The following is a 15,215-nucleotide window of genomic DNA, read 5'->3' on the forward strand; positions in this document are numbered from 1 at the left end:
TCGGCGTCGAGTTCGACGCCGAGCGCCTTGAGCAACGGAGTCGGGTCCGTCTTGCGCGAACTCGAGCTCCGCGAGTTCTTTCCCCCCACTACTCAACCGCCGATCAAGCCGGCTGGACGACCTGACGACCGTCGTACTGACCGCAGGACGGGCAAGCCACGTGCGGCAGCTTCGGCTGACGGCAGGAGCGGTTCTCGCACTGCACCAACGACGGCGCCGCCGCCTTCCACTGCGAACGACGGTGACGGGTGTTGGCCCGGGACATCTTGCGCTTGGGGACGGCCACGACTAACTCTCCTCCTCGGTCCTGCCGAACCGCTCACGCAGCGCGGCCCAGCGAGGATCAATGGTCTCATGTGTGTGATCCGGCGGAAGTTCGGCCCACTTGACACCGCACCCGGAACAGAGCCCGGCACAGTCCGGTGAGCACAGCGGCGCCGACGGAAGCGACAGCAGCATCGCATCCCGCACCACCGGCTCGAGATCGATCAGATCATCGACGACCCGGGACACCTCGTCCTCATCGGTGCTGGTGTCGGTGGCGCTGTCCGGGTAGGCGAACAGCTCCCGGAACTCCACCTCGATCTCGTCCGAGATCGGGTCCAGACAACGGGCGCACTCACCGGCCAACACGGCCGATGCGGTACCCGAAATCAGCACACCCTCAACCACCGACTCGGCCAGCAGTTCGAGCTCGACCTGCTCGCCTTCCGGCACCCCGATCATGTCCAGTCCGAACTGGGCAGGCGCCGGGGCGCGGCGATGGTACTCGTGGCTGCTGCCAGCCCGGTGCCCGAGTTCACGGGTGTCGATCACCCAGGGCCCGGCCTGCGCCACGCCTGCTTCACGGTTCTGAGACATACCAGGTTCTAACGGTGGTTGGTGTTCGGGTATTTCGCAGACACCGGCGAGCGACGCATCGCCCGAGGTCAGCTATCCCAGGGTACGTGACTGCGAAAACCCGGCGAAAACAGGTCTCGGCAACAGACTAGTTGCTCGCCGAGCTGCCGTCCGACTGCCATTCCTCGTAGTCGAACGGCACGCCCAGCGGGGTGCGCAAGTGCTGTCGTCCCCGGCTGACCGTGCGCAGCGTGCGGGTGAGCAGGTTCTCGATCTCGGCGAGCCGCGAGTCGACGTACGCGTCGCACTCGCCGCGCCGCTGCTCGGCCTCCTCGCTGGCCTGCTCCACGATCCGCTTGGCCTCGGCGTTGGCGTTCTGCACCACTTCGGTCTCGGACACCAGGCGGGCCTGCTCCGCCTTGCCCTCGTGGACCGATTGCTCGTAGGCGGCGCGACCGGCCTGCACCATCCGGTCGGCCTCGGACTGGGCCCGGCTGATGTACTCCTCGTACTCGCGCCGACCGGCCGTGATCGCCTGCTCGGCTTCCGCGCGCGCCTCGGCCAGCAGGTCGTCCGCCTGCTCCCGGGCGTCGGCCAGCAGCTGTTCGGCCTCCGCACGCGCCTCGGCCAGGGTGCGCTCGGCCTCGTTCCTGGCCTCCGTGCGCATCCGCTCGGCCTGGGCCTCGGCGGTGGAGATCACCTCGTCGCGGTGGTCGAGCACGTCCTGGGCGTCGTCGAGCTCCTGGGGAATCGCGTCCCGAACGTCGTCCAGCAGCTCCAGCACGTCCCCCCGGGGCACCACGCAGCCCGACGTCATGGGGACGCCGCGCGCTTCCTCGACGATCGTCACGAGCTCGTCCAGCGCCTCGAACACCCGATACACGTTGATCTCCCTGCCTGTCAGCCGGCCGTAGCAAGCATGCCAGAAAACCGCTGCGGACGATCTTTGCCGCAAGGACCAGTCTGCCGCACCGCAGGGCCAGCTCCCGGCAACGGCGACCTCCGCGTGTCCGGGAAAGGACCGGCCGGCGCCCGCGGGCACCGGCCGGTCGCTGAGTTCTCGAACTGGTCAGGCGTTGATGTTGGTCAGCCGGAAGGACTCGTAGTGGTCGTCGGTGTAGAAGTACTCGCCGCCCTCCCCGACGACGAACCGGCGAGCGCCGCGGTCATCGCTGCCCGGGGTCTCCACGGTGTACTCCCGGTAGTAGCCGAGCTCGCAGTCCGGCAGGATGCCCTCCCGGTTCTGGAAGACCTGCCCGTCCTGCGGGTAGGGGAAAGGACCGCCCTGCTGGATCAAGTTCACCGTGTCCGTCGCCTCGGGCGGCAGGTCGGAGAGGTTGACCCGGGTGAACCCGGAGGTGTCGCCGCACTCGGCCTGCGCCACCGCCCGCTCCGGCTCCGCCACCGCCGCCACCGCGGTGCCGGTGAACAGGCCGGTGACCGCCAGCAACCCGGCCAGCACCAGTTGCACGAAGTTCCCAGTGATCCGCTTCATGCCCGAGACGCTATGGGCAAAGCATGATCGACTGGTGAAAGTTGCGTGAATGCGAAACGGCGGACAACCCGGTCCGGGGCATCATGTCACCCGACCGGCGGCAGTGTCAGGCGTTGCCGTCCGCCAGCCGCTGCCGCAGCCGCTCCTCCACCGACGGCGGGAGCAGGTTCGACACGTCACCGCCGTAGGCGGCCACTTCTTTGACCAGCGAACTGGCCAGGAAGCTGTACAGCGGATTGGTGGACATGAACAGCGTTTCCACCCCGGACAGCCGCTGGTTCATCTGAGCCATCTGCAGTTCGTAGTCGAAGTCGCTGACCGCGCGCAGCCCCTTGACGATGGCGCCGATCTCGTTCTCGCGGCAGTAGTCCACCAGCAGCCCGTGCCAGGAGTCGATGCGCACGTTCGGCCACTGCTCGGTGACTTCCCGCAGCATCTCCATGCGCTCTTCGACCGTGAACAGGCCCTTCTTGTTCTTGTTGATCATCACCGCGACGACGACCTCGTCGAACAGCTTCGCCGCCCGTCCGACGATGTCCAGATGACCATTGGTAACGGGATCGTAAGAGCCTGGACACACGGCACGCCTCATGGGCGGGCACGTTAGCACCAGGCCGCTCACCGCCCCACGGCGACGTGGCGCGGCTCACCGGCGCGGCGCGCGCGGTTGTGCTAGGGCTCCTCGTGCACCGCCCAGTGCAGCGCGGTGTCCCCGTACTTCTTGGACCGCAGCGCGCTCAGCGGTTCCGGCCAGGGCACTTCCCCGCTGCGCACCGCCCGTTCCACGACGATCACGCTGCCCGGGGCCGTCCACCCGTTCGCGGCCAACGCGCGCAGGACGTGGCCGAGCTGGTCGTCGGAAACGCGGTACGGCGGATCTGCGAAGACGACGTCGTAGGGCTCGACCGGCGGAGCGGCCAGCACGGCCTCGGCCTTGGCCTGCAGCACCTGCGCGGCGGAGAAGCCGAGCGCCGCGGCGTTCCGGCGCAGCAGTTGAGCGGCCCGCCGGTCGGCTTCCACGAACGTGGCGTGGGCGGCACCCCGGGAAAGGGCCTCCAAGCCCAGCGCTCCCGAACCGCCGTAGAGGTCCAGCACGCGAGCACCGGGGAGGTCCGTGGTCGCTTCCAGTGCGCTGAACAGCGCTTCCCGAACTCGTTCTGAAGTGGGGCGAGTTCCCCGCGGCGGAACTTCGATGCGCCGCCCGCCCGCGCTTCCGGCCACGATGCGTGTCACGCCGACCATCGTCGCGCACCGCCCGCGGGCGCCCTCACCCACCAGCCTACGACGGAGCCGGACGCGGCTTCGCCGGCGGGACGTGAGCATCCCTCCGAACCCACGTCGTACCCTGATTGGTCTGCTCATTGCGCCAGACCGGGAGAGCGAACAGGTGTCCGAACCGTCCATCAAGCAGGCTGAAATCGCGGTCGAACAGCGGCACGTGGACCGGGTGTACGCCCGCCTCGGCCAATTGCGCGCGGAAGCCGAGGCGATGCGGGCCAGGAGCTACGAGCACGGCCGGGAAGCAACGCCGGAAGCGCTGTTCGAACGGGACGTGGCGGTGTACCACGCGAACCGGACGCTCCAGGTCCTCGACGCCGAGTCGGAAGGCTTGGTGTTCGGCCGGCTCGACATGGCCAACGGGGACGTCATCTACATCGGCCGGTTGGGTATCCGCGACGCGCAGTTCAACAACCTCGTGGTGGACTGGCGCGCCCCGATGGCCGCCGCGTTCTACCAGGCGACGCCGGAGAACCCGCTCGGGGTGGTCCGCCGGCGGGTGATCCGCTGCAGCCGGCAGCAGGTGATCGACATCTCCGACGACCTGCTGGACCCGGCCAACGCCCCGGAGGACATGCGGGTGGTCGGCGAAGGCGCCCTGATGGCCGCGCTGAGCCGGTCTCGCGGCGACTCGATGCGCAACATCATCGCCACGATCCAGAAGGAGCAGGACGAAGCGATCCGCGCCCCCGAGAACGGGGTGACGGAGATCACCGGCGGGCCGGGGACCGGCAAGACCGCGGTGGCCCTGCACCGCGCCGCCTACCTGCTGTACCGGGAGCGCCGCAAGCTCACCGGCCCCGGGGTGCTGGTGGTCGGCCCCTCGCCGGTGTTCATGTCCTACATCTCCCGGGTGCTGCCGTCGATGGGCGAGCACAACGTCGAGCTCCGCGCCCTCGGCCAGCTGCTCGACGGGGTCAGCACGGCCAAGCTGGACGATCCGCGCACCGCCGAGATCAAGGGCTCGGCACGGATGGTGAAGGTGCTCCGGCGAGCGCTGCGGATGCCCCCGCCGGACGCCCCGGATGAGCTGCAGCTGTTCTACCGCGGCGTGGTGCTCAAGCTGCAGGCCGACGAGCTCCGCCGCATCCGCCGCACCCTGCACGCCAAGGGCGGGCAGCCGAACCGCTGCCGGATGCGGGCCGCCGACGCGCTGCTGGAAGCGCTCTGGCAGCAAGCCCAGCAGCTCGCCGACGACGAGTTCCAGCCGGACCGCGAGCAGTTGATCACCGAGATCGGCGAGCGCATCGAGTTCCACCGGTTCCTGGTGAAGTGGTGGCCGCCGCTGTACCCGATGCAGATCCTGCGCTGGCTGTCCGATCCGGCCCGGTTGACCAAGGCCGCCGGCAAGGTCCTCACCGCCGAGGAGGTCGACCTGCTGGCCAAGTCGTGGGCCAACGTCACCGAGTGGACCGTGGCCGACATCGCCCTGATCGACGAGCTGCGGGTGCTGGCCGGGCCACCGCCGAAACCGCGGAACCAGCCCACCGAGGAAGAACCGCAGAAGCGCCCGAGCAACTACGACGAGTACGCCCACGTGGTGGTGGACGAGGCGCAGGACCTCTCCCCGATGCAGTGGCGCATGGTGGGTCGCCGCGGCCAGCACGCCAGTTGGACCATCGTCGGCGACCCGGTCCAGTCGTCGTGGCCGGACCCGACCGAGGCCACCGCGGCCCGCCAGGAGATCCTGCGTTCGCACCGGGCGCACCGGCACTTCCGGCTCCGCACCAACTACCGGAACTCGGCGGAGATCTTCAACTTCGCCGCGGACTCGGTGCGCGATCTGGTGCCCGAAGCGGACCTGCCGGTCGCGGTGCGCACCACCGGGGTCGAACCGGAAGTCCGGGAAGTCCCCCGGTCCGAGCTGCCCCGGGCGGTCCGCTCCGCCGCTGCCGAACTGACCGGGACCACCGAGGGGACCGTCGGCGTGATCACCACGATGGCCCGCCGCGATGAAGTCGGCGAATGGCTGGACACAGTGGACAGCGAACAGATCCGCGTGGTGGGCAGCTTGGAAGCCAAGGGGATGGAGTACGACGCGGTGGTGGTGGTCGATCCCGACGAGCTGGTCGCCGAATCGCCGACCGGCCGGCGAGCCCTGTACGTCGCCCTCTCCCGGGCCACGCAGCGGCTCACCGTGCTGAAGACCAGGTGACGCGGTGCCAGGCCGCCAGCTCCGCGGAGAGGCGGCCTGGCACACCGGTCACTGGCCGTCGACGCGGACGAAAGCACCGGCCGACGGGGCCCAGCGGTAGTACTCGGTCCAGGTCTGGCCGGTCTCGTAGTCGCCCATCGCGACCGCGATGTCGCCGTACCAGACGGTGAAGTCGAACGGGTACTGGGTCCACGTCGGCGGATCCACCACGACGCCCAGCGGGCGCACCGACTCGCCGTCCTCGTCGGTGGTCATGGCGATCAAGCCGGTGGTGTACTCCGAGTTCTGCGGACCGCAGTCCAGCAGGATCAGGGCGTCCTCGACGCGGTCCCCGTTGACGTCGGCGTACCCGATCTCCTCGTCCGGCGTGAACCGGTACACGTGGTCCCCCGACGAACCGGTTCCGTCGGAGAACCGCACCTGCTGCTGAGGGCACGATCCCACCGACGGCACGGTGAAAGTGGCGTTGTGCCAGTCGACGTCCCGGACGTCCGAGCTGCCCGGTTCCGCCAGGGCGGTGCCCCCCGCCACCGACAGCCCCGCCAGCAGCAGCACCGCACTGGCGGTGCGCACCAAACGCTTCCACATGACAACCCCCGAAAGATCCGGTACCCCGAGTACCGGAAGAACGCCGCATTCCGGCCGAAGGTTGCCCGCTGAGCCCCCTCAACCGCAATATCCACCCGCGGTGCCGGGTGCAGTTTCCCCCAAAACTGCACCCGGCTGAGGGGTGCGGCGCTGGTGCCGACGGTGTCAGTCGCCGAGTTCGAGGATCAGGTCCCCGCCTTCGACCTGCTGCACCTGGTTGATCGCCAGCCGCTTGACCCGGCCGCCCTGCGGCGCGGTGATCGCCGCCTCCATCTTCATCGCCTCGATGGTGGCCACGGTCTGACCGGCCTCGACCACATCTCCCTCGGACACGGCGAGGGTGACCACACCGGCGAACGGAGCCGGCACGTGCCCGGGGTTGTTGCGGTCGGCCTTCTCCGCCGCCGGCACATCGCTGGCCACCGAGCGGTCCCGCACCTGGATCGGGCGGAGCTGGCCGTTGAGCACGGCCATCACCGTGCGCATGCCGCGCTCGTCCGGTTCGCTGATCGCTTCCAGTTCGATCAGCAGCCGGACGCCCGGGTCCAGGTCCACCGAGTACTCCTCCCCCGGCCGCAGCCCGTAGAAGAAGTCCTTGCTGCGCAGCAGCGAGGTGTCCCCGTGGGCTTCGCGGTGCTCGAGGAACTGCTGGGTCGGCTTGGGGAACAGCAGGCGGTTGAGGGTGCCGCGCCGGTCCTCCTGCAAGCCCTTCCGGTCCTCTTCGGAGAGCTCGGCCACCCGGCGCACGGCGCTGCGCCCTTCCAGCGCCCGGCTGCGGAACGGTTCCGGCCAGCCTCCCGGCGGGTCGCCCAGCTCGCCCTGGAGGAAGCCGATCACCGAGTCCGGGATGTCGAACTTGCGCGGGTCAGCTTCGAATTCCGCCGGCGAGACCCCCGCACCGACCAGGTGCAGGGCCAGGTCGCCCACCACCTTGGACGACGGGGTGACCTTGACCAGGCGGCCGAGGATCCGGTCCGCCGCGGCGTACATGGCCTCGATCTCCTCGAACTTGTCCCCGAGCCCGAGGGCGACCGCCTGGGTGCGCAGGTTGGACAGCTGCCCGCCCGGGATCTCGTGGTGGTACACCCGGCCGGTCGGCGCGGGCAGTCCCGATTCGAACGGCTTGTACACCTTGCGCACCGCTTCCCAGTACGGCTCCAGGTCGCACACCGCCTGCAGGTCCAGCCCGGTGGCGCGCTCGGTGTGGTCGGTGGCCGCCACGATCGAGGAGAGCGCGGGCTGCGAAGTGGTTCCGGCCATGGAAGCCGCAGCACCGTCCACTGCGTCCACTCCGGAGTTGACCGCCGCCAAGTAGGTGGCCAGCTGACCGCCCGGGGTGTCGTGCGTGTGCAGGTGCACCGGGAGGTCGAATTCCTTGCGCAGCGCGGAAACCAGCTTGACCGCGGCCGGCGGGCGCAGCAGACCGGCCATGTCCTTGATCGCCAGCACGTGAGCGCCCGCTTCGACGATCTGCTCAGCCAGTCGCAGGTAGTAGTCCAGTGTGTACAGTTTTTCGTCCGGGTTGGACAGATCGGCCGTGTAGCAGAGCGCCACCTCGGCCACCGCCTTCCCGGTGGCCCGCACCGCGTCGATCGCCGGACGCATCTGCTCGACGTCGTTGAGCGCGTCGAAGATCCGGAAGATGTCGATTCCGGTGTCCGTCGCCTCCTGGACGAAGTGCTCGGTCACCTCGGTCGGGTACGGGGTGTACCCGACGGTGTTGCGACCCCGCAGCAGCATCTGCAGGCAGATGTTCGGCACCGCTTCCCGCAGCCGCTCCAGGCGCTCCCAGGGGTCCTCGGCCAGGAAGCGCAGCGCGACGTCGTAGGTCGCACCGCCCCAGCACTCCAGGGAGAGCAGCTCCGGCGTCATCCGGGCCACGTACGGGGCGACGGCCAGCAGGTCCTTGGTGCGCACCCGGGTGGCCAGCAGCGACTGGTGCGCGTCCCGGAACGTGGTGTCGGTGACCCCGACGCTCGGGTTCTCCCGCAGCCAACGGGCGAACCCCTCGGGCCCCAGCTCGGTGAGCTTCTGCTTGGAACCGGCCGGCGGCTCCGCGGACAGGTCGCAGCTGGGCAGCTTGCGGGCCGGGTCCGGAACGTCCGGGCGCTCCCCGTGGGGCCGGTTGACCGTGACGTCGGCCAAGTACGTCAGCAACCGGGTGCCGCGGTCGGCGGAGTGCCGAGCGGTCAGCAGGTGCGGCCGCTCGTCGATGAACGAGGTGGTGATCTTCCCCGCGGTGAAGTCCGGGTCGTCCATCACCGCCTGCAGGAACGGGATGTTGGTGGCCACCCCGCGGATGCGGAACTCGGCGAGCGCGCGCCGGGCCCGGGCGGCCGCGGTGGCGAAGTCCCGCCCCCGGCAGGTCAGCTTCACCAGCATCGAGTCGAAGTGCGCGCTGACGTGGGTACCGGCGAAGGAAGTGCCACCGTCCAACCGGATGCCGGCGCCGCCGGGCGAGCGGTACGCGCTGATCATCCCGGTGTCCGGGCGGAAGCCGTTGGTCGGGTCCTCGGTGGTGATCCGGCACTGCAGGGCGGCGCCGCGCACCCGGATCTGGTCCTGGGTGAGCCCGAGGTCCTCCAAGGTTTCCCCGGCGGCGATCCGCAGCTGGGCCTGCACCAGGTCGGCGTCGGTGATCTCCTCGGTCACCGTGTGCTCCACCTGGATGCGCGGGTTCATCTCGATGAACACGTGCCGGCCGCGCTCGTCGACCAGGAACTCGACCGTGCCCGCGTTGACGTAGCCGATCTTGCGGGCGAACGCCACCGCGTCAGCGCAGATGCGTTCCCGCAGCTCCGGGTCGAGGTTCGGGGCGGGAGCCATCTCCAGCACCTTCTGGTGCCGCCGCTGCAGCGAGCAGTCCCGCTCGAACAGGTGCACCACGTTGCCGGCGGAGTCGGCGAGGACCTGCACCTCGATGTGCCGCGGGTTCACCACGGCCTGCTCCAAGAAGACCGTCGGATCCCCGAAGGCCGACTCCGCTTCCCGCATGGCGGCTTCCAGCGCCTCGCGCAGCGCGGCGCGGTCGTCCACCCGGCGCATGCCGCGGCCGCCACCACCGGCGACCGCTTTGACGAACACCGGGAAGGCCATCTCCTCGGCGGCGGCCAGCAACTGGTCGATGTCCCGCGACGGAGCCGAGGAGTCCAGCACCGGAACCCCGGCTTCCCGGGCCGCGGCCACGGCGGCGGCCTTGTTGCCGGTCATCTCCAGGATTTCCTTGCTGGGACCGACGAAGGTGATCCCCGCTTCCTGGCAGGCCTTGGCCAGCTTCGGGTTCTCGGAGAGGAACCCGTAGCCCGGGTAGATGGCGTCGGCGCCCGCCTTGCGGGCGGCTTCGATGATCTCCTCGACCGACAGGTAGGCCCGGACGGGATGACCAGGTTCGCCGATCTCGTAGGACTCGTCGGCTTTCAGCCGGTGCAATGAGTTTCGGTCTTCGTGCGGGAACACCGCGACTGTGCCCGCCCCTAGTTCGTAGGCGGCGCGGAACGCACGGATCGCGATCTCGCCCCTGTTGGCGACGAGAACTTTGCGGAACATGCCGGCTACCTCCTGGTCAGGTGTCGGACGGTGTCCGAACATTACCGCGAAAATTTCACTCCGCGAAGGATCCGTCCTTTGAGCAGAACAACCAACCTGCCCATGAGCTGCCAAAACAGCCCGCCGAGGCAAGATCTGCGAAAAAGAAAATCTTGATTTCTTCCGCCTGTGCAAAATTATCTGAACCGATGCACCGGCGGGAGGGCCCGACGGAGGCGCACCGCGGCGGGACAAGTGTCAGCAACGCCATACCAAGGAATTCCCGCTCTCCGGGAATCGCGAACCAGTCGGCAACCGGCTTTCCGGGAGGAACGGATTCTCAGAACTTCTCCAAGTACTCCGCCCGCTCCGCGTCGACCACCTCGGCCGCCAGCCGGGCCAGGCCGGGGTTCTTCCGCAGCTCCGGATCAGCGGCCACCAGCCGCTCGGCTTCCTCCCTGGCCCGCGCGATCACGTCCTCGTCCCGCAGCAGCGACAGCATCTTCAAACCGGACCTGCGGCCCGACTGGGCCTCCCCGAGGATGTCGCCTTCCCGGCGGATCTCCAGATCCAGCCGGGCCAGCTCGAAACCGTCGGTGGTGGAAGCCACCGCGTCCAACCGCTCCCGCGTGGTCGTCCCCGCCGCCGCTTCGGTGACCAGCAGGCACAACCCGGGCGCGCTGCCCCGGCCGACCCGACCGCGCAGCTGGTGCAGCTGGCTGACCCCGAACCGGTCGGCGTCCATGATCACCATCATGGTCGCGTTGGGCACGTTGACGCCGACCTCCACGACCGTGGTGGCCACCAGCACGTCGAGCTCGCCGGCGGCGAACGAGCGCATCACCGCTTCCTTGTCCTCGGCGGGCAGCCGACCGTGCAGCACCCCCAGCCGCAACCCGGCCAGCGGGCCGCTGCGGAGCTGCTCGGCCACCTCGAGCACCGCCAGCGGCGGCCGGCGCTCCCCACCGGACTCCTCCTCCGGGGCGCCCACCGCGCTGTCGTCCAGTTCGGACGCGGCGTTCTTCTTCCGGCGGCCGCTGGCCGGCTCGTCGTCCCCGATGCGCGGGCAGACGACGTACACCTGGTGCCCGGCGGCCACTTCCTCGTGGACGCGCTCCCACGCCCGGTCCAGCCACCGGGGCTTCTCCGCGACCGGAACCACGCTGGTGCTGATCGGCGAACGCCCCTGCGGCAGCTCTCGCAGCGCGGAGGTCTCCAGATCGCCGTAGACGGTCATGGCCACGGTCCGCGGAATCGGGGTGGCGGTCATGACCAGCACGTGCGGCGAGGTGCCCTCCCCGGCCCGGGAACGCAGCGCGTCCCGCTGCTCCACCCCGAACCGGTGCTGCTCGTCCACCACCACCAGGCCCAGGTCGGCGAACGACACCCCGTCCTGGATCAGCGCGTGCGTGCCGACCACGATGCCCGCCTGCCCGGAGGCGGCCTCCAGCAGCGCCTGCTTGCGCTGCGCGGCGGACAGCGAACCGGTCAGCAAGGTGACCCGGGTGGCCTGCTCGGGCGCGTCCAGCTCCCCGGCCTTGGCCAAGTCCCCGAGCAGTTCCCGCAGGGACCGCGCGTGCTGGGCCGCCAGCACCTCGGTGGGGGCGAGCATCGCCGCCTGCCGACCGGAGTCGACCACCTGCAGCATGGCCCGCAGGGCCACCACCGTCTTCCCGCTGCCGACCTCGCCCTGGACCAGCCGGTTCATCGGGTGCTCCGCGGCCAGGTCGGCCGCCACCTGCTCACCGACCTCGCGCTGCCCCGCGGTCAGCTCGAACGGCAGCTGCGCGTCGAAGGCGGCGAGCAGCCCGTCCTCCCGCCGCGGGCAGACCGGGGCGGGGTGCGTCTTCGTCGAACTGCGCCGCTGGGCCAGCACCAGCTGGATGGCCAGCGCCTCGTCCCACTTCAACCGCTCCCGCGCCGCGGAGACGTCGCTGAAGTCCCGCGGCTGGTGGATCTTGCGCAGCGCCGTTTCCAGGTCGGCCAGCCCCAGCCGCTCCCGCAGCTCCGCGGGCAGCGGATCGTCGGTGCCGTCCCAGACGTCCAGCACCTGCCGGACGCAGCGGGCGACCGACCAGGACGGCAGCCCCTGGGCAGCGGGGTAGACCGGGATCAGGGCGTTGGCGAACTCCTCCACCGCCGAGCTGAGGTCGGTGTCCTTCGAGGTGAACAACTGGTATTCCGGGTGGGCCAACTGCAGCTGGCCGCGGTAGGCGGTCACCTTGCCGGCGAACATCCCGCGCCGCCCCGGCAGCAGCTCCCGTTCCCGCCACGCCTGGTTGAAGAAGGTGCAGACCAGCGAGCGGCGCCCGTCGGTGATCCGGGCCTCCACGATCGTTCCGCGCCGGGACCGCATGCTGCGCTTGCTGACCCGCTCGACCTGGGCGAGCACCGTGGCGTGCTCGCCGATCTCCAGCCCGGAGATCGGGGTGAGCTCGCCGCGCTCGGCGTACCGGCGCGGGTAGTGCCGCAGCAGGTCTCCCACCGTGGACAGGCCGAGCGCCGACTCGAGGGCCTTGCCGGTCTTCGCCCCGAGCACCCGGTCCAGTTTGGTGTCCGAAGTGGTCACTGTGGTCCTCAGCCTAGCGTCCGGTCAGATGCGTGCGGTATCCGGGAAATTACCGGACCGCGCCCCTGGACCGGCCAAGCACCCGCAGGTCAGCCGCGGTTCGCCAGTCGCCAACCGAGCCAGCCGCCCAGCACGCAGCCCAGCGCCACCCAGCCGTGCCCACCAGGGGGTGCGGCCTCCCGGAAGTCGCTCACGCCGACGTTGGCCAGCACCGTCTGCACCACCTCGCCCGCCAGCAGCACGCCGAACCCGCCCAGCGCTGCTCCGGGCAGGGCCGGTCCCCACGGCCAGCGGTGGGCGAAAACGGCCCAGACGCCGGCGACCACCGCCCATTTCAGCAGGCTCAGCAGCACGTACTCGCCAAGACCCGCCGATTTCGACGGATACCCCGAGTAGTTCCAGCCGACCGCCAACGGGTCCGGCAGCTCTCCGCGGACCAGGACCGGGAAGACCGCGATCACCAGGGCCACCGCCCCGGCCCACCCCAGCAACAGCAGGAACCGCCTGCGGGCCGGAGCTCGAACGGCCCCTTCGACCATCACCGTTCCCCTCCTCGCTGCGCGACGCGTTCGGCGACCAGCGCGTTGACCAGCTCGGCCCCGCGTTCGGCGTGGTCCGTGCTGATGACGAACTCCCGCCCGGAATCCAACCGCAGGACCAGGCACTCACCGCTGCGCAGCATGATCGCGGTGAACGCGGGCAGGACCCGGTACCCCCAGCCGCCGGCCTCCAGGGTGTTGCGGTGCTCCGCCCGGGCGTGCTCGATCCGCTCCAACGGGATGCGGCGACCCGGCCAGCGCTGCGGGCCGAACACGACCCGCACCCCGTGCTCGTCCACCTGCACGCGGGCCGAGCACAGCGCCAGCACGACCAGGGCGGACAACGCGGTCACCACCCCGGCCGCCGGCGGCTGCCCGGTGACCAGCAGCCCCACCGCGACCAGCAGCGCGGCGATGCCCACCACCTGCAGCGCCCGGCTGGACACCGAGGAGATCCACACGGCGCGCTGCCCGGACGGCAACCGCAGTGCCTTGCCCGCCGGGAGCGGTTCGCCCTCCTCCTGGTTCGGCCCGCGGTTGGCCGCCCACCACCCCAGCAGCCCGGCCACCGCGGCCACCGCGATGATGACCACCGCCTGCCAGCTCACCGAGCGGGCCTGCTGCCAGGTGGGCACGTCCAAGTTCGCCAGCAGCGTGCTCAGCTCCACCCCCAGCACGAACACCGTGCTGGCGGCCAGCACCGCTGCGGCCGACGCCCGGTAGCTGCGCAGCTTCCGACCGCGGGCGGCGAGCAGCAGGGCGCACCCGGCCAGCACCACCCACATCACCAGGGAGAACGCCACCAGCGCCGGCAGCGACATGGAGTCGTCCGGGGTTCCGTCGAACGACCAGTGGGAAGCGATCGGATCCGGCAGTCGATCGCTGAACGCCGCCGGCAGCACGGCCAGGACGGCCGCCACGGCGATGCTCCACAGCAGCACCCCGGCCAAGAACAGGTTGGTCATGGCTGCTCCGTCTCCCGCGGCAGACCCGCGTCCCTCTTGATCCACTCGATGACCTCTTCCGGCCCGTACCCCAGCCGACCGGCCTGCTCGACCAGCTCACTGAGCTGTTCCCGCAGCTGCGCCGCCGGATCGGGCCGCCGCAGCACGGTCACCCCGCGCCCGCGGCGGAACTCCAGCAGGCCTTCCGCGCGCAGTTGGCGCAGCGCCCGCAGCACCGTGTTGGAGTTGATCTGCAGCGCGGCGGCGAGGTCTCGGGCTGGCGGGAGCCGATCGCCCGGCGCGACTTCGCCCGTGGCGATGGCGCGCCGGATCGCGTCCGCTGCCTGTTCGTGCAGAGGACGCTGATCGGACAAATCCAGCGAAAGCAGCATGGTGCTAGTGATGCTAGCACCATTCGAATCTTTTCGGGATCACTCCACCCCGAACATCAGCCGCGCACCGAGCTGACCACCCGGGTAGCAGACGAGCTCGACCTCGGGGTGCGTGCGGCGCAGGTACTCCTCCAACTGCTCCGGCAACGACTCCGGCACCTGCTCGTGCAGCAGCGCCGTCACCAGCTCGCCGCCCGTGGCGAGCATCCGGTCCAGCAACTCCCGGGCAGCACCGGCCAAGTCGTCGTGGATCAGCACCACTTCCCCGTCGACGAAACCGAGCACGTCCCCCGGCCGGCAGCGCCCCACCCAGGTCAGCGCCTCGGCATCGGCGATGCACAGCTCCCCGCGGCGGGTGGCGGCCGCGGCTTCGGCCATCGCCACCTGGTCGTCCGACCGCCGGCGACCGGGGTCGTGCACCGCCAGCGCGGCCAGCCCCTGCACCGGCGACGCGGTGGGCAGCACCACCACGTCGTGGCCGGCGTCGACCGCCTGCCCCGCCGCCTGCTCGGCCCGGCGAGCCAGTTCCGCGTCGTTGGGCAGCACGATCACGTGAACGGCACCGGTGGCGCAGACCGCGTCGCGGATGCGGTCCGCGGAAAGCCCGGCACCACCGATCAGCACCTCGGCCCCCTCCGCCGCGAACAGATCGCCCAGCACCGCGTCCGGCGCGCAGGCCAGCACCGCCGTCCGCCGGCTGACCTCCTCCTGCTGGGCCACGAAGCGGACCACCTTGATCCGGTGCGGCCGACCGACTTCGATCCCGGCTTCGATCGCCGCCCCGATGTCATCGCAGTGCACGTGCACGGCGAACGCGCCCGCGCCGTCCCCGACCACCGAAACGCAGTCCCCCAGCCCGAGCAGCGCCTCGCGCAGTCGGCCGACCCGCT

At 70.4% G+C, this 15,215-nt stretch carries 14 protein-coding genes; 1 reads left to right on the forward strand and 13 read right to left on the reverse strand.

What is annotated here, in order from left to right; translation table 11 throughout:
• Positions 1-103 precede the first annotated feature (103 nt).
• The 6 genes from rpmF to rsmD form a co-directional block, all read right to left on the reverse strand.
• A complete protein-coding gene (rpmF, locus tag SREC43747_RS20730) occupies positions 104-286 on the reverse strand; it encodes a 50S ribosomal protein L32 (RefSeq protein WP_081722661.1) in 183 nt (60 codons plus the stop codon).
• 2 nt (positions 287-288) lie between these two features.
• Complete coding sequence (locus tag SREC43747_RS0117120) at positions 289-861, reverse strand: YceD family protein (RefSeq protein ID WP_029722559.1); 573 nt, start codon at positions 859-861, stop codon at positions 289-291.
• A gap of 127 nt (positions 862-988) precedes the next feature.
• Positions 989-1,723 carry a DivIVA domain-containing protein gene (locus SREC43747_RS0117125; RefSeq protein ID WP_029722560.1) on the reverse strand — a complete coding sequence of 245 codons (735 nt, stop codon included), beginning with the start codon at positions 1,721-1,723 and terminating at the stop codon, positions 989-991.
• Positions 1,724-1,909: 186 nt separating this feature from the next.
• Positions 1,910-2,335, reverse strand: a complete 426-nt coding sequence (locus SREC43747_RS0117130) for a guanyl-specific ribonuclease (RefSeq protein ID WP_029722561.1) — start codon at positions 2,333-2,335, stop codon at positions 1,910-1,912.
• 106 nt (positions 2,336-2,441) lie between these two features.
• Positions 2,442-2,927 (reverse strand): pantetheine-phosphate adenylyltransferase, encoded by a 486-nt coding sequence (gene coaD / locus SREC43747_RS0117135; RefSeq protein WP_029722563.1) that lies wholly within the window; start codon positions 2,925-2,927, stop codon positions 2,442-2,444.
• Between the two features lie 80 nt (positions 2,928-3,007).
• Positions 3,008-3,568, reverse strand: coding sequence for a 16S rRNA (guanine(966)-N(2))-methyltransferase RsmD (gene rsmD, locus SREC43747_RS0117140; protein ID WP_029722564.1), 561 nt, complete (start codon positions 3,566-3,568; stop codon positions 3,008-3,010).
• 154 nt (positions 3,569-3,722) lie between these two features.
• Between rsmD and SREC43747_RS0117145 the strand changes: the two genes are divergently transcribed.
• Positions 3,723-5,768, forward strand: coding sequence for a HelD family protein (locus SREC43747_RS0117145; protein ID WP_029722565.1), 2,046 nt, complete (start codon positions 3,723-3,725; stop codon positions 5,766-5,768).
• Positions 5,769-5,816: 48 nt separating this feature from the next.
• Here SREC43747_RS0117145 and SREC43747_RS0117150 read toward each other — a convergent pair whose 3' ends face one another.
• The 7 genes from SREC43747_RS0117150 to SREC43747_RS0117180 form a co-directional block, all read right to left on the reverse strand.
• A complete protein-coding gene (locus SREC43747_RS0117150) occupies positions 5,817-6,341 on the reverse strand; it encodes a hypothetical protein (protein ID WP_236623252.1) in 525 nt (174 codons plus the stop codon).
• Between the two features lie 180 nt (positions 6,342-6,521).
• Positions 6,522-9,902 (reverse strand): pyruvate carboxylase, encoded by a 3,381-nt coding sequence (locus tag SREC43747_RS0117155; RefSeq protein WP_029722567.1) that lies wholly within the window; start codon positions 9,900-9,902, stop codon positions 6,522-6,524.
• Positions 9,903-10,221: 319 nt separating this feature from the next.
• The gene (gene recG, locus SREC43747_RS0117160) at positions 10,222-12,450 is read right to left on the reverse strand and encodes an ATP-dependent DNA helicase RecG (protein WP_029722568.1); all 2,229 of its coding nucleotides are present in this window, start codon (positions 12,448-12,450) and stop codon (positions 10,222-10,224) included.
• Between the two features lie 89 nt (positions 12,451-12,539).
• Positions 12,540-12,992 carry a hypothetical protein gene (locus SREC43747_RS0117165; protein ID WP_029722569.1) on the reverse strand — a complete coding sequence of 151 codons (453 nt, stop codon included), beginning with the start codon at positions 12,990-12,992 and terminating at the stop codon, positions 12,540-12,542.
• Complete coding sequence (locus tag SREC43747_RS0117170) at positions 12,989-13,954, reverse strand: SdpI family protein (RefSeq protein WP_051388119.1); 966 nt, start codon at positions 13,952-13,954, stop codon at positions 12,989-12,991. Before SREC43747_RS0117170 ends, SREC43747_RS0117165 begins: the two co-directional genes overlap by 4 nt.
• Positions 13,951-14,325 (reverse strand): GntR family transcriptional regulator, encoded by a 375-nt coding sequence (locus SREC43747_RS0117175; protein WP_029722571.1) that lies wholly within the window; start codon positions 14,323-14,325, stop codon positions 13,951-13,953. Before SREC43747_RS0117175 ends, SREC43747_RS0117170 begins: the two co-directional genes overlap by 4 nt.
• Before the next feature lie 39 nt (positions 14,326-14,364).
• The coding region (locus tag SREC43747_RS0117180; RefSeq protein ID WP_029722573.1) for a fatty acid kinase subunit FakA-related protein at positions 14,365-15,215 on the reverse strand (851 nt) is incomplete at its 5' end.

This window comes from Saccharopolyspora rectivirgula DSM 43747, from assembly GCF_000497205.1.
Lineage (GTDB): Bacteria > Actinomycetota > Actinomycetes > Mycobacteriales > Pseudonocardiaceae > Saccharopolyspora > Saccharopolyspora rectivirgula.

What these genes read in the sequence shown, in the direction of transcription:
- coaD (WP_029722563.1), bottom strand. Translation starts at nt 2,927, where the DNA reads ATGAGGCGTGCCGTGTGTCCAGGCTCTTACGATCCCGTTACCAATGGT.
- SREC43747_RS0117155 (WP_029722567.1), bottom strand. Translation starts at nt 9,902, where the DNA reads ATGTTCCGCAAAGTTCTCGTCGCCAACAGGGGCGAGATCGCGATCCGT.
- SREC43747_RS0117175 (WP_029722571.1), bottom strand. Translation starts at nt 14,325, where the DNA reads ATGCTGCTTTCGCTGGATTTGTCCGATCAGCGTCCTCTGCACGAACAG.
- SREC43747_RS0117170 (WP_051388119.1), bottom strand. Translation starts at nt 13,954, where the DNA reads ATGACCAACCTGTTCTTGGCCGGGGTGCTGCTGTGGAGCATCGCCGTG.
- SREC43747_RS0117130 (WP_029722561.1), bottom strand. Translation starts at nt 2,335, where the DNA reads ATGAAGCGGATCACTGGGAACTTCGTGCAACTGGTGCTGGCCGGGTTG.
- SREC43747_RS0117120 (WP_029722559.1), bottom strand. Translation starts at nt 861, where the DNA reads ATGTCTCAGAACCGTGAAGCAGGCGTGGCGCAGGCCGGGCCCTGGGTG.